The sequence below is a fragment of the Deinococcus depolymerans genome, from assembly GCF_039522025.1.
GTDB classification, from domain to species: Bacteria; Deinococcota; Deinococci; order Deinococcales; family Deinococcaceae; genus Deinococcus; species Deinococcus depolymerans.
Window position 1 is genome coordinate 24836 of record NZ_BAAADB010000029.1, and the last position, 19601, is coordinate 44436.

The 19601-nt window shown below is 71.2% G+C and carries 18 protein-coding genes; 8 read left to right on the forward strand and 10 right to left on the reverse strand.

All coding sequences use genetic code 11. The annotated features are described in order from the left end of the window. Positions 1–101: 101 nt before the first annotated feature. On the reverse strand, positions 102–1064 hold the full coding sequence (locus tag ABDZ66_RS12715; protein WP_343759516.1) for a homoserine dehydrogenase: 963 nt from the start codon (positions 1062–1064) through the stop codon (positions 102–104). A 349-nt stretch (positions 1065–1413) separates the two neighbouring features. Here ABDZ66_RS12715 and prfA point away from each other — a divergent pair, with 349 nt between their 5' ends. Both prfA and ABDZ66_RS12725 read left to right on the forward strand, forming a co-directional pair. Next, on the forward strand, positions 1414–2514 hold the full coding sequence (gene prfA / locus ABDZ66_RS12720; RefSeq protein ID WP_343759519.1) for a peptide chain release factor 1: 1101 nt from the start codon (positions 1414–1416) through the stop codon (positions 2512–2514). Continuing rightward, a complete protein-coding gene (locus tag ABDZ66_RS12725; RefSeq protein ID WP_343759523.1) occupies positions 2501–2995 on the forward strand; it encodes an NUDIX hydrolase in 495 nt (164 codons plus the stop codon). The genes prfA and ABDZ66_RS12725 overlap by 14 nt, the downstream gene beginning before the upstream one ends. Positions 2996–3330: 335 nt before the next feature. Here ABDZ66_RS12725 and greA read toward each other — a convergent pair whose 3' ends face one another. Further along, entirely contained in the window at positions 3331–3798 is a 468-nt protein-coding gene (gene greA, locus ABDZ66_RS12730) for a transcription elongation factor GreA (protein WP_343759526.1), read from the reverse strand. A 123-nt stretch (positions 3799–3921) separates the two neighbouring features. On the opposite strand from greA, the gene ABDZ66_RS12735 reads away from it, so the two are divergent. After that, complete coding sequence (locus ABDZ66_RS12735) at positions 3922–4248, forward strand: hypothetical protein (protein WP_343759528.1); 327 nt, start codon at positions 3922–3924, stop codon at positions 4246–4248. A gap of 153 nt (positions 4249–4401) precedes the next feature. Here ABDZ66_RS12735 and ABDZ66_RS12740 read toward each other — a convergent pair whose 3' ends face one another. The 3 genes from ABDZ66_RS12740 to ABDZ66_RS12750 all read right to left on the reverse strand — a co-directional run bounded on the left by ABDZ66_RS12740 (position 4402) and on the right by ABDZ66_RS12750 (position 7322). Further along, on the reverse strand, positions 4402–5496 hold the full coding sequence (locus ABDZ66_RS12740) for a phosphohydrolase (protein ID WP_343759530.1): 1095 nt from the start codon (positions 5494–5496) through the stop codon (positions 4402–4404). Further along, positions 5489–6286, reverse strand: a complete 798-nt coding sequence (locus ABDZ66_RS12745; RefSeq protein ID WP_343759532.1) for an enoyl-CoA hydratase-related protein — start codon at positions 6284–6286, stop codon at positions 5489–5491. Before ABDZ66_RS12745 ends, ABDZ66_RS12740 begins: the two co-directional genes overlap by 8 nt. A gap of 310 nt (positions 6287–6596) precedes the next feature. Further along, the gene (locus ABDZ66_RS12750) at positions 6597–7322 is read right to left on the reverse strand and encodes a phosphorylase family protein (RefSeq protein ID WP_343759536.1); all 726 of its coding nucleotides are present in this window, start codon (positions 7320–7322) and stop codon (positions 6597–6599) included. A gap of 367 nt (positions 7323–7689) precedes the next feature. Here ABDZ66_RS12750 and ABDZ66_RS12755 point away from each other — a divergent pair, with 367 nt between their 5' ends. From ABDZ66_RS12755 to ABDZ66_RS12765, 3 genes are all read left to right on the forward strand, one after another. Beyond that, positions 7690–8862 (forward strand): S-layer homology domain-containing protein, encoded by a 1173-nt coding sequence (locus tag ABDZ66_RS12755; protein ID WP_343759537.1) that lies wholly within the window; start codon positions 7690–7692, stop codon positions 8860–8862. A gap of 153 nt (positions 8863–9015) precedes the next feature. Then, positions 9016–9360 (forward strand): hypothetical protein, encoded by a 345-nt coding sequence (locus tag ABDZ66_RS12760; protein WP_343759539.1) that lies wholly within the window; start codon positions 9016–9018, stop codon positions 9358–9360. Between the two features lie 65 nt (positions 9361–9425). Further along, on the forward strand, positions 9426–11459 hold the full coding sequence (locus ABDZ66_RS12765) for a single-stranded-DNA-specific exonuclease RecJ (protein WP_343760316.1): 2034 nt from the start codon (positions 9426–9428) through the stop codon (positions 11457–11459). Positions 11460–11698: 239 nt separating this feature from the next. Here ABDZ66_RS12765 and ABDZ66_RS12770 read toward each other — a convergent pair whose 3' ends face one another. The 4 genes from ABDZ66_RS12770 to ABDZ66_RS12785 form a co-directional block, all read right to left on the reverse strand. Beyond that, a complete protein-coding gene (locus ABDZ66_RS12770) occupies positions 11699–12757 on the reverse strand; it encodes an NAD(P)/FAD-dependent oxidoreductase (RefSeq protein ID WP_343759542.1) in 1059 nt (352 codons plus the stop codon). Further along, positions 12754–13182 carry a CoA-binding protein gene (locus tag ABDZ66_RS12775; protein WP_343759544.1) on the reverse strand — a complete coding sequence of 143 codons (429 nt, stop codon included), beginning with the start codon at positions 13180–13182 and terminating at the stop codon, positions 12754–12756. The genes ABDZ66_RS12770 and ABDZ66_RS12775 overlap by 4 nt, the downstream gene beginning before the upstream one ends. After that, positions 13179–14531: a glutamate-1-semialdehyde 2,1-aminomutase gene (hemL, locus tag ABDZ66_RS12780; RefSeq protein WP_343759546.1), complete on the reverse strand. Its 1353-nt coding sequence runs from the start codon at positions 14529–14531 to the stop codon at positions 13179–13181. The genes ABDZ66_RS12775 and hemL overlap by 4 nt, the downstream gene beginning before the upstream one ends. A 172-nt stretch (positions 14532–14703) precedes the next feature. Then, entirely contained in the window at positions 14704–15357 is a 654-nt protein-coding gene (locus ABDZ66_RS12785) for a hypothetical protein (protein ID WP_343759548.1), read from the reverse strand. A gap of 211 nt (positions 15358–15568) precedes the next feature. Here ABDZ66_RS12785 and ABDZ66_RS12790 point away from each other — a divergent pair, with 211 nt between their 5' ends. After that, positions 15569–16942 carry an alpha/beta hydrolase family protein gene (locus ABDZ66_RS12790; protein ID WP_343759550.1) on the forward strand — a complete coding sequence of 458 codons (1374 nt, stop codon included), beginning with the start codon at positions 15569–15571 and terminating at the stop codon, positions 16940–16942. Positions 16943–17159: 217 nt separating this feature from the next. On the opposite strand, the gene ABDZ66_RS12795 is transcribed toward ABDZ66_RS12790, so the two are convergent. Beyond that, positions 17160–17804: a thiamine diphosphokinase gene (locus tag ABDZ66_RS12795; RefSeq protein ID WP_343759552.1), complete on the reverse strand. Its 645-nt coding sequence runs from the start codon at positions 17802–17804 to the stop codon at positions 17160–17162. 156 nt (positions 17805–17960) lie between these two features. Between ABDZ66_RS12795 and pyrG the strand changes: the two genes are divergently transcribed. Further along, the gene (gene pyrG, locus ABDZ66_RS12800; protein ID WP_343759554.1) at positions 17961–19601 is read left to right on the forward strand and encodes a CTP synthase; all 1641 of its coding nucleotides are present in this window, start codon (positions 17961–17963) and stop codon (positions 19599–19601) included.

Consider the following 19601-nt stretch of genomic DNA (forward strand, 5'->3'; position numbering starts at 1 on the left):
TCCGATTGAATGGCTTACAAAGCCGTTCAATCCGGGTCCGTGTCATCCGTTTGCGGGGCGCGGCGAGGCGGGGTGGTTCTTCACCGCGCCCTGCGCCCAGTTCAGTGCAGGGGGACGTGTCCGGGGAAGCCGATGAGCAGGTCGAGCAGGTCGCCGACCATGGCGCTGGCCGTGACCATGCCGCCGGCGCCGCCCCCGGCGAAGATCAGGGTGCCGCATTCCTCGCCCTCGTACACCATGGCGTTGCGGCTGGCGCCGGCGGTGCACAGCGCGTGCGTTTCCGGCAGGGACTGCGGCGCGACGCGGGCCTGCCACTCGCCGTTCACCGCCTCGAGTTCCGCGACGAGTTTGATGCGTTCGCCGCGTGCGCGGGCGGCCTGGATGTCGGCCTGCGTGATGTGCTCGATGCCCTGCACCTGCACGCGGTCGTACCGGAAGTTCCCGTCGGCGCAGAAGCGGGCCAGGACCGTGAGTTTGTGGGCGGTGTCGAAGCCACCGACGTCCAGGGTGGGCGGGTCCTCGGCGTACCCGAGCGCCTGCGCCTCGGCGAGGGCCTGCGCGTAGTCCTTGCCGCCTTCCATCTGGGTCAGGATGTACAGGCAGGTGCCGTTCAGGACGGCCTGCAGGCGCGTGAAGGTGCTGGCGCGCAGCACGGTGCTCATGGGGCCGATGACGGGCGTGCCGGCCATCACGGACGCCTCGTAGTACAGCTTGCCGTTCAGGGCGTGGTCGCGCAGTTCGTCCCAGCATTCGGCCAGCAGCGCCTTGTTGGCCGTGATGACGGGCCGCCCGGAGCGCAGGTAGGGGCGCAGCATGGTCATGGGCAGCTGCACGCCGCCCATCGCCTCGATCACGACCTCGCACTCCTGCAGGAAGGCGGGGTCGGTGGTGAGGGGCGTCCCGGCCGGAACGCGCCGCTCGCGGGTCGTGTCGCGCACCAGGACGCCCACCACCTCGATGCGCACGCCCAGGTCCGCGAAGATCGCCTCGCGACGCTCGATCAGGTTCAGGACGTCCTGGCCCACGGTGCCACAGCCCAGCATGCCCACGGTCACGGTTCTCATGCGTCCGACTGTAGCGTCCGTCCCGCCGCGCCCGGGCCGGCCGGGATAGGTGAGGGGAGGGGCGCCGCAACGCTGAACGTGAAGCCTTTCAATCGAAATGCCCAAGGACGCCGGCGGAACGGTTCGGTGCCACAAAGGCCGGGACGCTAGACTGCGTGCATGTTTCCCGTGTTCACCTTCTGTCCGCACCGGCCCTGTCCGCCCGGACCGGCGTGTCAGGTCCGGTCCCCATGACGCCGCGTTCCGCTGTTCCGTTCACCTTTCACCACGCCGGGCGACCAACGCCAGGCCCGGACGCCGCTCCCCGGAATCAGGGCGCAGCTGAACGCGACGCGGCGCCGGGGGCCGCATGAGCGCCCGCCTGACCGAACTGGCCGCCGAGTTCGGCATGGTCGAGCGCGCCCTGGGTGACCCGGCCGCGCTGGCCGACACCCGCGAGTACGCCCGCCTGACCCGCCGCCACCGTGAACTGCTGCCGCTGGTGACGCTGCTGCGCGAACGCGACAGCGTGCAGTCCGACCTGGACGGCGCCCGCGAACTGCTGACCGACCCGGACATGCGCGAACTGGCCGCCAGCGAGATCCCGGCCCTGGAGGCCCGCCTGCAGGAGATCGAGGCCGAACTGGTCGTGCTGCTGCTGCCCACCGACCCGGACGACCCCAAGGACGTGATCCTGGAGCTGCGCGCCGGGGCGGGCGGCGCGGAGGCCGGTCTGTTCGTCATGGACCTGCTGCGCATGTACACCCGGTACGCGGAGGGTGCGGGCCTGCGCCTGAACGTCCTGGACGCCAACGAGAGCGACCTGGGCGGGGCCAGCAAGGTGGTGGCGGAAGTCACGGGGGACGGCGCGTTCCGGGCGCTGCGCTGGGAGCGCGGCGTTCACCGCGTGCAGCGCGTGCCCGCCACCGAGAGCCAGGGCCGCATCCACACGAGTACCGTCACGGTCGCCGTGCTGCCCGAGGCGGAGGCGGCCGAGGTGCAGCTCGACCTGTCCGAGGTCCGCATCGACGTGTTCCGCTCGCAGGGCGCCGGCGGGCAGGGCGTGAACACCACCGACTCGGCCGTGCGCGCCGTGTACCGCGCCGGCACGCCCGACGAGATCATGGTCGTCTGCCAGGACGGCCGCTCGCAGATCAAGAACCGCGAGAAGGCGCTGGTGGTGCTCGCGTCGCGCCTCGCGGAACGCGAACGGGCCGCCCGTGAGGAACGCGAACGCTCGCAGCGGGCCGCGCAGGTCGGCAGCGGAGACCGCAGCGAGAAGATCCGCACGTACAACTACCCGCAGAACCGCGTGACCGACCACCGGCTCGAGGGCGACGACAAGAACCACCCGCTCGACAGTGTGATCGCCGGGAACCTCGCGCCGGTCGTGGCGGCCCTGGCCCGCGCGCAGCGGGAACTGCAGCTCATGGACATGCAGGGGCAGGAGGGACAGCATGGCGCGGCGTGACCTGCTGGTCGCCGCCGGCATCCTCCGTGACCGCGCCGGGCGGGTGCTGCTGGTCGGCAACGACTGGCAGGGCCACGGCCGGGTGCGCCACACCCTGCCCGGCGGGGTGGTGGAACCCGGCGAGACCCTCCCGGAAGCGCTGTACCGCGAGATCTTCGAGGAAACCGGCCTGAAGCTCACGGGCATCAAGCACATGGCGTACACCGTGCACATCGAGGACGAGCGGCGTGGCGAGCGCGCCATCGCCGTCGCGTTCGAGGCCACCTGGGACGGCCTGCTGAACCCCGCCGACCCGGACGGTTTCATCGTGGAGGCGCGGTTCTGCACGCTGGAGGAGGCGCTGGACCTGATCGAGTCGCCGCCCATGCGTGAACCCCTGAGCGACTTCCTGAAGACAGGGGAGCCCGGACGGTTCTACGCGTTCAAGGGCTGGGACGGGCGGGGAGGACTGCGCATACCGGCGCTGAAACCCCGCCCCTGACGTCTCATACGGACTCCGATTGAATGGGCTGCAAAGCCCGTTCAATCCGAGCGAAGCGAGTGGAAGCAAAACGGGTTCCGGACGTGGAGTCGGCAATCCGGTGAAGTTCCGGATTGTAGGCGAAACAAACGGAATCCGTATCAGGCGCCGGCAGAACGCCCCGACCGGTGACGGGTCGGGGCGCACCAGACAGCCGGAGTCCTGCTCATCCGGAACGGCCACCGGATGGCCAGCGCCACGCCCGGCAGTCCGTTCTGCTTCCACGCTGCGGCGCCGCTCTCCGGGTCGCTTCGCTCGGCCTGAACGGTTCCCGCACACCGTTCAAGCGAAGCCCATCAGTAGTCGACGGCCAGGATCTCGAACTCGGCGTTGCCCTTGGGCAGCTGCACCGTGACCTTCTCACCGGCTTTGCGGCCGGCCAGGGCCTTGCCGATGGGGCTGGCGTCACTGATCTTGCCCTTGAGCACGTCCACCTCGTAGGTGCCGACCAGCTCGAACTTGTGTTCCTTGCCCTTGGCGTCTTTCACGGTGACCTTCGCGCCCAGCCCGGCGCCGCCGCTGCTGTCCTCCTCGATGATCACCGAGCGTTCCAGCTGGCTTTCCAGTTCGGCGATGCGGGCCTCGTTCTCGGACTGCTGCATGCGCGCCTCGTCGTAGGCGGCACTTTCGCGCAGGTCGCCGTCCGCGATGGCGCGGCCCATGTTCTCGGAAATTTCCTCGCGTTTGGTGGTCTTCAGGAAGTGAAGGGTTTCGAGCAGTTTGTCATACCCGCGCTGGGTCATGGTGATGCGTGCTTTCGTCATAGACAGTCAAGTATAGAGCCTGCCGCTGTGAAGGTACGTGTGAGCCGACGCGCCCGGCGTACATGAAGAAGGCCCCACGCCCGTCCCCACCTACCTTCAGCTGCCGCCGGGTACGCTGCCGGCATGACCCGCAAGAACGATTCCGACTACGCCCCGGAGGGCGAGGTCCGCGACGACGGCACCACCGGCGAGCTCCTGCAGGACAAGATGACCGCCGAGAGCCTGCTGCGCGGCGCCGCGAGCAGCGACACCACCAACCCGAACGACCAGCCGGGCTTCAATGACGGCGTGCTGGGCGGCCATGATTTCGAGGACCGGCAGGGCACCCCGAACAACGACGGCGACAGTGACCTGGGAGGCCGCGCCAGCGGGGGAGAGGGCGCGCAGCGCAGCGGCGGCGTGGACGGCGGCCCGGCCCGCACCACCCCGCTTCCCGGCACCGACCGGTAACCCGGCCCCCGGATTGAATGGTGGGCAACCCCCGTTCAGTCCGGGCGGATTCGCACTGCGGAACCAGGGGTGAGCGACACAGCGGACAGGACCCGCACCGTCCGGGCAGACCGCCGAGCCCGCCGGAGAGGGAGGCTCCTCTCCGGCCTTGCTTCAGCGGCTGTCGCTGCTCAGGCCCAGGTTCTCGGTGACGGCCTGCTGCGCCTGCTTCTGCGAGTCCATGACCTCCACCTCGACCTGCTCGCCGTTTTCCAGGTCCATCACGAAGTGGTCGCCGTCCAGCCGCACGCGCGAGAGGATCTGCTCGTCGCCCTGCGGGCGGGTGGTGGCCCGCAACTCCACGAAGCGCCGCATGGGCGTGCGGATGACCTTCGGCGCGAGGATCTCCTCGACCTGGAAGATCCCGCCGGAGTTGTTCATGGTCACGCTGATCAGCACCGGTTTGTCGCGGCCCTTCTCGATCACGACCTGATCCACCGCCAGCGCGCTGATCGAGTGGATGTCCACGCTGCCCAGGCTGAAGGCCTTTCGGCCGCGGCCCTTGGTGATGTCCGTGCCGTCCGCGACAGCCACGATGCCGCCCTCGACCGTCAGGGGCGCCGGGTTCAGGTCGTGGCAGTTGATGGCGCCCAGGATGAATGAACGCACCTTGGTGCGCTTGAACGGGTCCGGGTACAGCGGCCCCATGATGCGGTCCAGGATCGGCAGGGCCAGCGCCACGCCGTGCGCCTCGTGCCCGGCGCGGTGAATCTGGTTGCCGATGTCGTGCAGCATGGTGCCCAGGATCACCGTCAGGAACACGTCGTCCGGGTCGCCCACGCCGCTGTCCATCAGGTCGGGCTTCACGCCCCCGTCGAGCAGCAGTTCCGTGATCGCCATGCCCGCCGCGCCCGTGATGAAGGCGTGCACGCGCCCGTGGTCGTTGTATCCCAGCTTGCGCATGGTGATGTAGTTCGCCATGTCCCAGTGTGCCAGGGCCTCCGGGTCGCTGCGCAGCGCCTCGTACGCGGCGAGCGCACGGGGAAAGGCTGCCAGGTCGGCGCGGATCGCCTGGTTGGCCTCCTCGATCAGCTTGGCGCGCGGCGTGGTGAATTCCACGACGCGCTGGCCGTTCGGGAGGGCCGGCGCGGTCCCGTCACGCCCGGCCTCGTTCCGGCCGACCACGTCGCTGACCACGCCACTCTCGACGCTCAGCCGGAACTTCTGCTCGCTGCCCTTCCTGCCGGAGGGGCCGCCCTTCTCACTCACCCTGGAACTCCGCCGGGCGTTTGTTCAAGAAGGCGTCCACGCCCTCGCGGAAGTCCTTGGTCGCGACCGTCATGCCGAACAGGTCGGCCTCGATCTCCAGGCCACCTTCCAGGGTGGTGTCCATACCGCGCCGCACGGCTTCCTTGACCAGCGACACGGCGATGGGCGCGTTTTTCAGCATGGCCTCGGCCACCTCGCGCGCCTTGGTCAGGGCGTTGTCGGCCACGTAGTTCACGAGGCCCATGGCGAGCGCCTCGTCGGCCTTGACCTGCCGGGCCGTGAGGATCAGGTCCAGGGCGCGGCCCGTGCCGATCAGGCGCGGCAGGCGCTGGGTGCCGCCGAACCCCGGGATCAGGCCCAGGCCCGTCTCCGGCAGGCCCAGGCGGGCGCCCGTGGACGCCACGCGCACGTCGCAGGCCAGCGCGAGTTCCAGCCCGCCGCCGAGTGCGTAGCCGTTGATGGCCGCGATCACCGGGATGGGCAGGCTGCTGATCTGATGCATGACGTCCTGCCCGGCCAGCGCCAGTTCGCGGCCGTCGTACACGCCTTCGAGGTCCCCGAACTCGCTGATGTCCGCGCCGGCCACGAAGGCCTTCTCGCCGCCGCCCGTGATGATCAGCGCGCCGACCTCGGCGTCCTCGATGATCATGTTCACGGCCTGCGCGATCTCCGAGAGCGTGTCGGCGTTCAGGGCGTTCAGCGCCCGGGGGCGGTTGACGGTCAGCACGGCGATGGGGCCATGCTGGTCGATCTGCACGTTGTTGAATTCCAGTTCGTCGAGTTGCGTCATGGAATCATCCTGCCACAGCCCGCGCCGCCACGGCCCGCGCCGCCCCCCGCCCCCGCTGCCGCCATGCGGCGCGCCCGTCACCGCCCGCGTCCGGCTCCGGCCTGTCCCGGAACGGGGCCGGGTGATACGGACTCCGATTGAATGGGCTGCAAAGCCCGCTGGGTCCGGGCGGATGCGACTCGGAGGGCTGCCCCGCCGTGGAGGAGTGCGACGGATTCCGTTTGTTCCGTTGACACCCCGCCAGCGCAGCGGGTTGCCAGCGCCACGCCGGGGGCGGGCGTGGCGCCTGCTGGCTCTGCGGGTCCCCGTGTCAGCTGGCGTCGGCAGCGGCGAGCGTCACGATGGCGTCGAGGGCCACGCGCACCATGCGGTCCACCCCGGCGGCCAGCACGTCGTCCGGGACCAGCTGCGGGTCCCCGATGTCGTTGCTGCAGGCGGTCAGGCACGCGGCCCGCAGGCCCCGCTGCGCGGCGATCAGGAAGATGGCGCTGGCTTCCATCTCGAAGCCCAGCACGCCCCGGCCGGCCCACAGCCGGGCGTGTTCGGGGGTGCTGGCGTAGAAGGCGTCCTCGGTCATGACCAGGCCCACGTGGTGCGGCGCGCCGTGCTCGCGGGCGGCCTTCACGCTGGCCTCCACGACCTCGAAGCTGGCGGCGGGGGCGTAGGGCGCGCCGCCCAGCATCTGGCGGGTGGTGCCGTCGTTGGGGACGGCGGCCGTGGCGATCACCAGGTCGCCCGGCGCGACGCTGGGGGTCGCGCCGCCGAGCGTGCCGACGCGGATCAGGGTGTGGGCGCCCAGCCGCGCGAGTTCCTCGGTGACGATGGCGGCGCTGGGGCAGCCCATGCCGGTCGTCTGCACGCTGACCGGCACGCCCTGGTAGGTGCCGGTGAAGCCCAGCAGTTGCCGGTGGCTGGTGTACTCGCGGGCGTTCTCGAGGTAGGTGCTGGCGATGTGGCGGGCGCGGTTGGGGTCGCCGGGCAGCAGGACGTAGGGGGCGACGTCTCCGGGCTGTGCGCGGACATGAATCTGACTCATGCGGCGAGTATACGGGGGGGGGCGGTTCCGCCAGCACCCGGCGGGCTTCCGGAGCGCCCCGGTCCATGAGACTTTACTCATGAGGGGTCTGCATTGGCGTTCCGACAGGCTTCTCATCTGTCTGCCCTGCTGGACGTGACTGACGCCCAAAGCCGTTCTCACTCCAGATGACCCGTATGTCATCAGCTTCTCACAATCAAGGGAAATCCCGGAATTGTCGGAAAGGGCGCACCTGACCGCAAGGGTAACCGTACAGAAATTCACAAATCACTCACTGCTGGTGCCTACGGTGAACAGTAGGAAAGCGGGAACGGGCCAGGGCGCTGCCCCCCCTCCCCCCGCAGCCGAACGAACCAAGGAGAACATCATGCGCAAATCACTGATCATCGCGTCCACCCTGGCCCTGAGCCTCGGCGCTGCCAGCGCCCAGACGGCCACCACCACCGCCGCCCCCGCACAGGTCACCCTCAGTGACGTGCCCGCCGGCCACTGGGCCAAGGACGCCGTGGACCGGATCGTGCGGTGCGGCCTGATCCAGGGTTACCCCGACGGCACCTACCGCGGCAACCAGAACCTCACGCGTTACGAAGCGGCCCTGATCTTCTACCGCGCCCTTCAGACCGGCGCGCTCAGCAACTGCGGCCTGAGCCAGCAGGACATGACCACCGTCGCCAACGGCATGCAGGAAGTCAGCACCGAGCTGGCCGCCATCGCCAGCCGCGTGACGGACCTCGAGAAACTCACCGCCGAGCAGCAGGCCCGCATCGACGCGCTCGAGGCCAAGATCGAGAGCATGGGCACCGGCGCTGCCACCGCCGATACCGCCGCGCTGAACGCCCGCATCGACGCGCTCGAGGCGGCCATCCGCAACATCCCCGCCGGTCCCCAGGGTCCGGCTGGCCCGGCCGGTCCCCAGGGTCCCGCCGGTCCCCAGGGCCCTGCCGGCCCGGCCGGTACCAGCGCCAGCGGCACCGTGACCACCCAGCCCACCCCCACGACCGGGACGGTCGTGATCGGCGAGCCCACCCCCACCGCCACCATGGCCGAGCGCGGCCTGTACGTGGGCGTGAACGGCGGCGTGAAGGGCAGCGGCACCGGCACCCAGTGCCTGAGCGTCGACGGCAAGAAGACGCCCGTCGGCTACTGCTTCAGCGGCGGCGCCGTGATCGGCAAGAGCAACGTGATCGGCCCGGTCGGCGTGCGCGTCGCCGGTGACTACCAGCCCGGCTGGAACGCCGTGAGCGGCGACGTGAGCGCCACCTACGACGTCAGCACCGGCAGCAACCTGACCCCCTACGTCGGCGCCGGCCTGGGCCTGACCAGCAGCCAGAAGCGTGGCGACACCACCAAGAACGAATCCGACGTGTACGTCAATGCCGTTCTGGGTGCCGACTACCGCATCACGGATAGCATCTCCGCCTACGTCGAGGGCAACGGCAAGTACTACCTGAGCAACAACGGGTACGGCACCGGCCTGAACGCCGGCGACAAGAGCGGCCTGAACTTCGGCGCGAAAGCCGGCGTGAAGTTCTTCTTCTGACCCTGACTTCCCCCACCGGCTGACCCCCGGTGCCTGGCGGCCCTCCCTGGCGGAGGGCCGCCTTCACGTCTGCCCCGCCGCGGCCAGGAAGCACGCCGCGCGGCGCAGGCCACCTTCCTTTCCCGCCGCGGCCCGCGCGCTAGACTGACCCTCATGCGCCTCGTTTCCTTCCTTCAGGTGCTGCTGCTGCTCGGTACCGCCGCCTACCTGGCGCTCTTCACCCTGGAGAACCCCGCCCTGGTGCGCCTGCCCCTGCCGTTCGGGCGGGGCGAACTGACCGTGTCGGTCGGTGTGAGCGTCAGCCTGTTCCTGCTGCTGGGCGCCCTGTTCACCGCGCTGCTGCTGCTGCCCGGCCTGTGGCGCGAGCGCCTGCGCCGCCAGTGGGAAGCCCGTGAACGCCGCGCCGCCGAGGACCGCCTGACCGCTACCCTGCAGGCCCGTCTGGGCGCCATGCTTCCCGCTGCGCCCGACCCGGCCCCCGAGCAGGAGCCCGCGTGACCCGCCCTGCCACGCCCGACTGGTTGCTCGCCCCGCCTGCCAGCCGCGAGGCGCTGCTGGACACCATGCGGCAGTGGCGGGTCTCGCCGCCGCTGGCGCAGGTGCTGAGCGGCCGCGGCCTGAGCGCCGCGCTGCTCGACCCGCCCCTGACCCTCACGCCCAACCCGGCGCTGCGCGAGGCGGCCGCGCGGATCGTGCAGGCCATCCGCGAACGCAAACGCATCCGCATTCACGGGGATTACGACGCGGACGGCGTGAGCGCCACCGCCACCCTGATCCTGGGCCTGCGGGACCTGGACGCCGACGTTCACGGCTTCATCCCCCACCGCCTGAACGAGGGGTACGGCGTTCACCCGGACAGGGTCGAGGAGCACGCCGCCGCCTGCGACCTGCTCGTCACGGTGGACTGCGGCGTGACCAACCACGCCGAGATCCGCGCGCTGCTGGACCACGGCACGCAGGTCATCGTGACCGACCACCACGCGCCCGGCGACGAATTCCCGGACGCGCTGGTCGTGCACCCGCACCTGACCACCGACTTCGACCACGACCTGCACAACCTGACCGGCGCCGGCGTGGCGTACCACCTGCTGTGGGCCGTGAACGACCTGCTCGGCCTGCCGGAACCGCGGCCCTACGCGGCGCTGGCGACCCTGGGCACCGTGGCCGACGTGGCCCCCCTGATCGGTGAGAACCGCGCCCTGGTCCGCGCCGGACTGGACGCCCTGGCCGACACCCAGCTGCCGGGCCTGCGCGCCCTGCTGGACGCCGGCCGGGTCCGCCGACCCACCGCGCGGGACGTGGCGTTCATTCTCGCGCCGCGCATCAATGCCGCCGGACGCATGGGGGAGGCCGACGTCGCCCTGGACCTGCTCACGCAGCGCAGCCCGCACGAGGCCGCCCGCCTCGCCGAGTACCTGGAAATCCGCAACCTGGAACGCCGCAAGCTGCAGGACGACATGTTCGCGCAGGCCCTGACCATCGCCGACCCCGCCGACCCGGCGCTGGTCGTCACGCACCCCGACTGGCACGCCGGCGTGATGGGCATCGTGGCCAGCAAACTGCTCGAGACGTACCACAGACCCGTGTACATCATCGCGCAGGGCAAGGGCTCGGTCCGCAGCACGCCCGGCATCAGCGCCGTGCAGGGCCTGCGCCTCAGCCACGACCTGCTCAAACGCTACGGCGGGCACCCCGGCGCCGCCGGGTTCTCCATCGACCCGGCCAACATCGGCGCGTTCCGGGACCGCATCCACGCCTACACCCGGCAGTTCCCCACCCCGCACCCCCGCGTGCGGCTTGACGCGCCGCTGCCCGCCCTGGCCGCCTCACTGGACCTGCTGGCGGAGGCCGCCTCCTTCGAACCGTTCGGGGAGGGCCACCCGCTGCCGCTGTGGCACCTGCGCGACACCCTGACCGACACCCGACTGGTCGGCAAGAAAGGCAACAGCCTGCAGTTCAAGGTGGCGGGCCTGCGCGGCATCAAGTTCGGGGAGACCGACGACACGCCCGGCGAACGCGACCTGGCCGCGCAGCTGGTCAGCAGCGAGTGGCGCGGCCAGACCCGCCTGGAATTCCACGGGCAGGCGCTGCGCGCCCCGGCCCCCCTGCGGCTGGACGCGCCGCCCGCCCCGCAGCCCTACCCGCGCCTGAACCCGAAAGCGGCCATGGACCACCTGCGTGCCGGAGCGGCCGCGCACGCCACTGGCCCCATCGCCGCGTACCTGCGTGACAACGTGCCGGGCCTCACCCTGACCGGGCCGGGCGACGCGCACCCCGGCGGCGAACTGATCCTGTACGCCCTGCCGCCCGAGGACGACCTGCGCCGCTGGGTCAGCGGGGGCCGCGTGTCCTTCGCGTTCGGTCCCCGGACCCTCGCGGACCTGGAAGGCAGCCTGACCCGCCACCACCTGGGCACCCCGCCCGCCAACCCCCTGCTGGGCACCGAGGACGGCCTGGAAGCCGCTGCCGACGCCTACCGCCGCTGGCAGTGGGCGCACCACTGGCGCACCCTGGACGACGACGGCTGGAGCGCCAGCGTGCACGCCATGCTGGGCCTGCCCAGCGTGCCGGCACGCGAAGCGGTCAGCGCCGACTGATACGGACTCCGATTGAATGGGCTGCAAAGCCCGCTGGGTCCGAGCGAAGCGAGTGGGAGCTGGGCGGGTTCCGGACGTGGAGTCGGCAATCCGGTGAAGTTCCGGATGGTCGGCGAAACAAACGGCAGTCCGTATGATCCGGACGGCGGTTGAACGGTTTACCCCGACCGTTCCGTCCGGGCGGAACGCCGGGGTCCGCCTTCCCCCGGACGGCCCCCGCTGCTCCCGAGGGGCTGCGATCAGGTGCCGGTCACGCGCCGCGCCAGGGCCCAGCCGCTCAGCAGCGCGCTTTCCACGCGCGGGCCGTGCGGGTCGGGCGTGAACCAGTCGCCGCACCAGCCCAGGCTCAGCGCGGCGTCCCAGTGGCAGGGGCCGGGGGCGGTGACGGCCGGAATGGCGTAGCGCCAGCGGTGCGCGAAGGCCTGCGCCACGTCCAGCGGGCCGAGGATGGCCTGCGCGGCGGCCAGCAGGTCCGGCAGCACCTGCTCGGGCGTGCGGTCCAGGTTCGCGCGGCTCCACGCGGGCGTGGCGTGCAGCGTCAGGGCGGGGGGCGCGCCGTCCGGGCGTTTGGTGTGCTCCCGCGCGATCCATTCCAGGACCGGATGGTCGGGCCGCAGGGCGCGCCAGTCGGCAGGCACGTCCTGGTGCAGGATCACGCCGGCCGCCCAGCAGGGGTCGTAGGTGACGGCGGCGGCCCGCTGCGCCGCGCCCTCGGAATCATGGCCGCGCAGGACGGCCGGGACGGCGTCGGGGCTGCCGGGGTCCAGGGTGCCCAGCAGCGCCGTGAGTTGCGGGGCCGGGACGTTCAGGATCAGCGTTGCCGCCTCCCAGTGATGCCCCTCGCGTGAATGCACCCGCCAGCCGCCCCGGGTGGCGTTCAGGCGTTCCAGGCTGGTGACGGTCACGCCGGTGTGTACGTCCAGGCCACGCGCCAGGATGCGGCCCAGGGCGCTCATGCCCGCCGGGGGCGCGTAGCGGGGGTGGCCGTCGTCCGGCGGGGTGACCTGCCCGGCCTGCCAGCGGGCCACGCCGCGCGTCCACACGGCGTTCCAGCCGTCGCGCACGCCAGCCTCGGCCAGGGTGCGGGCGCGGTCGCTGCGGGCCGTGAAGAACCGCGCCCCGTGATCCAGGCGGACCTCCGGCCCGTCCGGGAGGGTCACGCGGCGCGTCGCGGCCCGGCCGGACACGCCTCGCGCCTTGTCCAGCAGCGTCACGCGCCGGCCCGCGCGGGCAGCGTCCTGCGCGAGGGCCAGCCCGCCCAGGCCCGCGCCGACCACCAGCACGTCCCGCCCTGTCACAGCAGCGCGCGGTGGTCCGCGAGCAGGCAGCGGTCCTGCACCACGTCAATGCCGTGACTGTTCAGCTCGGCGGCCACGGCGTCGTCCCGGATGCCCAGCTGCATCCACACGACCTTCGGGGGCGGCGTCATGGCGAGGATGTCCGGCAGGTGCAACCTGACCCGGTCGCTGCGGCGGAACACGTCCACGATGTCCACCGGCACCGGGATCTCCGCGAGGGTGGAGACCGCCTTCTGCCCGAAGTGACTCTCGCCGCGCGCCGCCAGCGCCGGGTTCACGGGAATGATGGTGTAGCCCTGGCGGTGCATGTACTCCGGGACGTAGTACGCGGGTTTCACGCTGTCATGGTGAAAGCCGACCACCGCGATGACCCTGTGGGTGTTCAGGACGTCCACGATCTGCGCCGGCTGCGTCAGGAGCGTCACGCGCCGGCTCCCAGCCCGCGGTACGCGGCCTGCGCGGCGTCCAGCGTGGCGTTCAGTTCGGTGTCGCCGTGCGCGCCGCTCACGAAGATGCTCTCGAACTGGCTGGGCGCCCAGTACACGCCGCGCGCCAGCATTCCCTGGAACCAGCGGGCGAAGGCGGCCGTGTCGCTGCGGGCCGCGTCGGTGTACGTGCGCACGCTCCCGTCCGGCACGTCCTGATGGAACGCCGTGAGCATGCTGCCCACCCGGTTCACGCTGACCGGCACGCCCGCCGCCTGCGCCGCCGCCTTCAGGCCCGAGGCGAGCTGCGCCGTGTAGGCGTCCAGCCGCGCGTACAGGCCCGGGTCGTTCTCCAGGGCCTTCAGGGTGGCGAGCCCCGCGGCCATCGCGAGCGGGTTCCCGCTGAGCGTGCCTGCCTGGTACACCGGTCCCTGCGGCGACACGAAGTCCATCACGTCGGCCCGGCCGCCGTACGCGCCGACCGGCAGGCCCCCGCCGATGATCTTGCCCCAGCAGATCAGGTCCGGCTGCAGGCCCAGCAGGCCGGTCGCGCCGTTCAGGGACAGGCGGAACCCGGTCATGACCTCATCGGCGATCAGCAGCGTCCCGTGGTCCCTGACGCGGTGCAGCGCCGCCAGGAACTCCGGCGTGGGCACCAGCACCCCGGCGTTCCCCACGACCGGCTCGAAGATCACGGCTGCCAGCTCGTGCCCCCGCTCGGCCAGCAGGGCGTCGAGCGCCTGCGGGTCGTTGTACTCGCTGACCAGCGTCAGGCGCGCGTACTCCTCGGGCACGCCCGCGCTGCTGGGGGCCGCCGCGCCCAGGTGCCCCTCGTTCGTCATCAGGCCGCTCCCGGCCTCGACGAGCAGGCCGTCGGCGTGCCCGTGGTAGTTCCCGCGGAACTTCAGGATGAACTTGCGGCCCGTCACGCCACGCGCCAGGCGCAGGGCACTCATGGTCGCCTCGGTGCCGCTGCTGACGAAACGCACGCGGTCCACGCCGGTCAGGCGCGTGACCTGCTCGGCCAGCAGCACCTCGCGCTCGCCGGGCGCGCCGAAACTCGTGCCGAACTGCAGGGCGTCCGCGACTGCCTCGCGCACCGCCGGGAGGTTGTGCCCCAGGATCATCGGTCCCCACGACCCGATGTAATCGAGGTAGCGGGTGCCGTCGGCGTCCGTCAGGTACGCGCCCTGCGCGCTGGCAATGAAGCGCGGCGTGCCGCCCACGCTGCGGAAGGCCCGCACCGGGCTGTTCACCCCGCCGGGCGTGACGGCGCGCGCCCGCGCGAACAGCGCCTCGGACTGCGCGGTCGGTGCGGGCAGGACGGCAGAAACAGGCTCAGTCTTCATGACGCTCACCTTAGCGGAGGCCCGTGAGGCAAGTGCGGACCCCGGCACACAGAAGCCCGCGGTGAGCCTGTCCACCGCCGCGATCCTGAACGAACGATGAAGCCCCGCCCCGACTGTGCGGGGGCTCGGAGGCAGGCGAGGCGGGAAGCAGAGTTCCCCGCCCCCGCGCCCTCTACAGGCCCAGCAGGCCCAGCGCGGCCGTGTCGGTCAGCTCCCGCTGGAAGGGCTGCACCAGCGCCCGCTCCTGCGCCGTGCCGGTCTGCACGTCGCGGTTCAGGTCCGGCAGCTGCCCACGCTGAAGCGATTGCGCCGCCTGCGCGAAATCGATGTTCGGCACGCCCAGCGCGCGGTTCACGCCGGCCCGCACCTGCGCGTAGCGTGCCGGGGTCATCCCCTCGGCCGCCAGCGCCGCCGCCTGCGCCTGCCGGGCCGCGCCCACACTGCTGCCCGCGTCGCGCAGGACCGTCATCACCTGCAGCAGGTTCGGGTTCTGGCCGTTCTGAATGTCGGTCCACACCTGCTGCACGCCCGTGAACGAAGTGCCCATCGCGGCACTCACCTTCCGGCGCACCCGCACGAACTGCTGCACCTCCGCCCGCGTGAGCGGCGCGGCCTGCGTGCCGGCACCGCCCCCGGCCGGCTGCCCTGTCTGCCGCTGCCCCGACTGCGGCTGGCTCTGCGCGGCCTGCGGCTGCCAGTTCGTCAGGAACGACCGCGCCGGCTGAACCACCAGGAACCACGTCAGTCCTCCCAGCAGCGCCAGCACCAGCAGCGTGCCCCCCCCGCAGCCCAGGCAGCCGCACCCCAGACCCCGTCCCTGCTTCACGCGCCCACCCCTGCATTCAGGTTGGGTGCTGTTTCCGGACCTGCGCCACTCTGTCTCATGGCTTCAGGTACGCAGGTGTCCCCCGGATAGTTCCAGCTGAAGCGGACCGTCGCCGCCCCACCCCCCACGGAGCGCGGCGGCCGAGGCGCTATCATCACCTCCGACTCAGACAATTCACATGCGCCGCGCGCGCACTTCCGGAGGCTCCACCATGATGCGTTCCCTGACCGCCAGCCTGCTCGCTGCCCTCGCCCTCTCCGCCTGCTCCCAGCAGACCGCCCCCGCCGCACTCCGCGCCCAGGACACCCGCACCTTCACGGCCGTGACCCCCACCCTGACCGCCCGTCCCGGCGCGGACCTGTACCAGGGCACCATGGACGCCCTGCGCGGCAAGGCCGCCTACGCCATCGAGGTGCCCGCCAACTGGAACAAACAGCTGATCATGTACGCCCACGGCTACGCCGGAGACGGCCCCGACCTGAAAGTCCAGGCGCCCGCCCTGCGTGACTACTGGCTGAGCCTCGGGTACGCCTGGGCCGCCAGTTCCTACAGCGCCAACTACTACGACGTGCAGGCCGGCGTGGAGGACACCAACGCCCTGGCCAACGCCTTCAGCAGCCTGACCGGCAGCAAGTACGCCCAGCCCACCAAGACCCTGATCATGGGCGTCAGCATGGGCGGGCACGTCGCCGGGGCCGCCGTCGAGAAGGAGACCGCGCAGACCGCCCGGAACAAGACGACCTACGCCGCTGCCATGCCGGTCTGCGGCGTCATGGACGAGGAATACGAGTTCCAGTGGCTGGGCGACTACACCCTGGTCGCCGCGCACCTCGCCGGCCTGGGGCCCAAGGCCTTCCCGCAGGGAACTGACACCTTCAAGGCCCTGCTGCCCGACATTCTCACCGCGAACTTCACGTCCACCAGCGGCGCGCTGTGGCAGGAGAACGCCACGCAGGGCGCCAAACTCCGTGAGATCGCCCGCAACCTCACCGGCGGCCCCCGCCCCGTGTTCGACCTGGGCTTCCGCGTGGGCGCCCTCCAGGGAGCGGTCCTGAGCACCGGCGGTTCCGACGGCACCGTCAGCGGCGTCCTGCCCCGCAACATCTACGGCAACGCCGCCACCACCTACCGCTGGACGACCGCCGCCACCCCCACCGACGCCGAGAAGGCCTTCAACGCCGGCATCCTGCGCGTCACCCCCGCCCAGGACCCCAACCCGGCCGTCAGCGGCCGCGTCCGCTCCCTGCCCCGCATGAACGGCGAGATCAGCGTCCCGGTCCTGACGCTGCACACCACCGGCGACTTCTACGTGCCGTTCAAGCACCAGCAGCTGTACCGCGCCGCCGTCACCGCCACCGGCAACGGCGACCGCCTCGTGCAGCGCGCGGTCCGCGCCGCCGGGCACTGCGAGTTCACGGCCGCCGAACTCATCGAGGGCTTCGGCGACCTCGTGAAGTGGGAAGCCGGGGGCGCCAAACCTGCCGGTGACGACGTCACCACGCCCGCCGTGATTGCCGACCCGGCCTACGGCTGCCGCTACACCCGTGGCACCCGCGCCGGCGTGGACGCCTGCCCCGCAAACTGAGGGCGGTGGGGTGGAGTAGTCATACGGACTCCGATTGAATGGGCTGGAAAGCCCGCTGGGTCCGAGCGAAGCGATTTGGAGCAACACGGGTTCCGGCCGTGGAGCCGGCAATCCGGTGAAGTTCCGGATTGTTGGCGAAACAAACGGCAGTCCGTATCGGTAGACACAGAGCAGCGGCGGGGGCATGCCGGTTCGGGGTGCTCCCGCCGCCGTCGGTTCAGTCCGGCAGGGTGGGCAGCACGGTCACCAGCGCCCGGCCCTCCCGCAGCGAGGCGGTGACCGGCCCGCCCCGCACCTCGTTGCTGACGGTCCAGCCGCTCCCCGCTGGAACATCCGCCTCCGTCAGCGGCCAGCGCACGCCGCCCAGGCTCAGGCCCCGCAGCCCGGAGACGGCCAGCACGCTCAGGGTCGCGCCGGGCGGCGCGGCCAGCGACAGGGCAGAGGCGGGCGTCAGCGGCCAGCCCCACTCGTCCCCGCTGGTCAGGGTCACGCGCAGGCCGTCGCGTTCCGTCAGGCGCAGGGCCAGCAGCGCCAGCGCCAGCGTGTGATCGAAGCGCCCGCCGAAGGCCCCCACGAACACCAGTTCCGCCGCGCCGCGCGTCCGGGCGGCCCGCACGGCCAGCTCCGCGTCCGTCTCGTCCTTCGCGGCCGGGTGAACCTCGCGCGGCGCGTCCAGGCGCAAGCCGGCCGACGAGTCGAAATCTCCCACCCAGGCGTCCACCGGCACGTTCAGCCCCCACCCGGTCAGCAGCGCCGCGTGCCGCGCCCCGCCGTCCGCCGCGATCACCACGTCCGGACGCGGCAACGCCTGCAGCAGTGGCGACTCCACCAGCCGCCCCCCCACCAGAATCCACGCGATCAAGCTGTCCTCACGCCCGGCAGTATGCCGCGCGGCGCGCGGACCCCGCCGGGACTTCGTGTGCTAGGATCAAATCCCGGAGGCCGAGCGCCCCGGTTTTTCTTTTTGGCCCCTTTGCAGTGGGGTGGCCCCGCGTGGGGCGGGCGCTCGCGGTCAGACATGAAATACATCTTCGTTACAGGCGGCGTCGTCAGCAGCCTCGGTAAAGGCGTGGCCAGCGCGTCGCTCGGGGCGCTCCTGCGCGCCCGCGGCTACCGGGTCACGGCCGTCAAGATCGACCCGTACATCAACATCGACGCCGGCACCATGCGCCCCTACGAGCACGGCGAGTGCTTCGTCACCGCCTCGGGCGCCGAGACCGACCTGGACATCGGGAACTACGAACGTTTCCTGGACCTGGACATCCCGGCCGGGAGCAACATCACGACCGGGCAGGTGTACCAGGAGGTCATCCGCAAGGAACGCGCCGGGGATTACCTCTCGCAGACCGTGCAGGTCATCCCGCACGTCACGGACGAGATCAAACGCCGGGTGCGCGCCGCCGGGGAACGCGCCGGGGCCGAGATCGTCCTGATCGAGGTGGGCGGCACCGTCGGCGACATCGAATCGCTGCCGTTCCTCGAGGCGATCCGGCAGTTCAAGTTCGACGAGGGCGACGAGAACGTCCTGTACCTGCACCTGACCCTGGTGCCGTACCTGGGCACCAGCAACGAGTTCAAGACCAAACCCACCCAGCACTCGGTCGCGGAACTGCGCTCCGTGGGCATCAGCCCCGACATCGTCATGGTCCGCAGCAAGGAGAAACTCCCGGCCGAGATCACCCGCAAGATTGCCGCGTTCACCAGCGTGCGCGAGAACCGCGTCTTCTCCAGCTTCGACGTCTCCCACGTCTACGAGGTGCCCCTCGCGCTGGAGGAACAGGGCCTGGGCAAGACCGTCGAGGACATCCTGTCCCTCGAACGCATCCACCCGAACCTCGCCGTGTGGCAGAACGCCGTCAAGACCATCAAGCAGCCGGCCCGCGAGGTCACCATCGCCATCGCCGGGAAGTACACCGCGATGCCCGACGCGTACCTGAGCCTCATGGAGTCCCTCACGCACGCCGGCATCGCCAACGACGCCCGCGTGAACATCCAGTGGGTGAACGCCGAGGACCTCGCCGACCCCAGCGTCACCGACGCCGACGTGAAGGCCAGACTCGCGCAGGCCGACGGCATCCTCGTGCCCGGCGGGTTCGGCATCCGCGGCATCGAGGGCAAGATCCGCGCCGCGCAGTACGCCCGCGAGAGCGGCACCCCGTACCTGGGCATCTGCCTGGGTATGCAGATCGCCGTGATCGAGTACGCCCGCCACAAGGCCGGCCTGGAAGGCGCGAACAGCGCCGAGTTCGACGAGTACGCCCCGCACAAGGTCATCGACCTGATGCCCGAACAGCTCGAAGTCGCCGGGATGGGCGGCACCATGCGCCTCGGCGACTGGCCCATGGACCTGCAGGCCGGCACGAAGATCGCCGAACTGTACGGCGTCCCGCAGGGCGGCACCGTCCGTGAACGCCACCGCCACCGCTTCGAGGTGAACCCCGCCTACACGCAGCAGCTCAAGGACGCCGGACTGGTCATCAGCGGCGTCACCCCCGGCGTCGAGGGACGCGGCGCGGGTCTCGTGGAGACCATCGAGATTCCCGGCCATCCCTTCTTCGTGGCCCTCCAGGCCCACCCGGAATTCAAGAGCCGCCCCATGCGCCCCAGCCCCCCCTTCGCCGCCTTCATCAAGGCCGCGCTGGACGCCCAGCAGGTGTAA

Coding starts and splice junctions, on each gene's coding strand:
- ABDZ66_RS12715 (WP_343759516.1), bottom strand. CDS start 1,064: ATGAGAACCGTGACCGTGGGCATGCTGGGCTGTGGCACCGTGGGCCAG.
- prfA (WP_343759519.1), top strand. CDS start 1,414: ATGAGCGCCCGCCTGACCGAACTGGCCGCCGAGTTCGGCATGGTCGAG.
- ABDZ66_RS12725 (WP_343759523.1), top strand. CDS start 2,501: ATGGCGCGGCGTGACCTGCTGGTCGCCGCCGGCATCCTCCGTGACCGC.
- greA (WP_343759526.1), bottom strand. CDS start 3,798: ATGACGAAAGCACGCATCACCATGACCCAGCGCGGGTATGACAAACTG.
- ABDZ66_RS12735 (WP_343759528.1), top strand. CDS start 3,922: ATGACCCGCAAGAACGATTCCGACTACGCCCCGGAGGGCGAGGTCCGC.
- ABDZ66_RS12745 (WP_343759532.1), bottom strand. CDS start 6,286: ATGACGCAACTCGACGAACTGGAATTCAACAACGTGCAGATCGACCAG.
- ABDZ66_RS12750 (WP_343759536.1), bottom strand. CDS start 7,322: ATGAGTCAGATTCATGTCCGCGCACAGCCCGGAGACGTCGCCCCCTAC.
- ABDZ66_RS12755 (WP_343759537.1), top strand. CDS start 7,690: ATGCGCAAATCACTGATCATCGCGTCCACCCTGGCCCTGAGCCTCGGC.
- ABDZ66_RS12760 (WP_343759539.1), top strand. CDS start 9,016: ATGCGCCTCGTTTCCTTCCTTCAGGTGCTGCTGCTGCTCGGTACCGCC.
- ABDZ66_RS12765 (WP_343760316.1), top strand. CDS start 9,426: ATGCGGCAGTGGCGGGTCTCGCCGCCGCTGGCGCAGGTGCTGAGCGGC.
- hemL (WP_343759546.1), bottom strand. CDS start 14,531: ATGAAGACTGAGCCTGTTTCTGCCGTCCTGCCCGCACCGACCGCGCAG.
- ABDZ66_RS12790 (WP_343759550.1), top strand. CDS start 15,569: ATGATGCGTTCCCTGACCGCCAGCCTGCTCGCTGCCCTCGCCCTCTCC.
- pyrG (WP_343759554.1), top strand. CDS start 17,961: ATGAAATACATCTTCGTTACAGGCGGCGTCGTCAGCAGCCTCGGTAAA.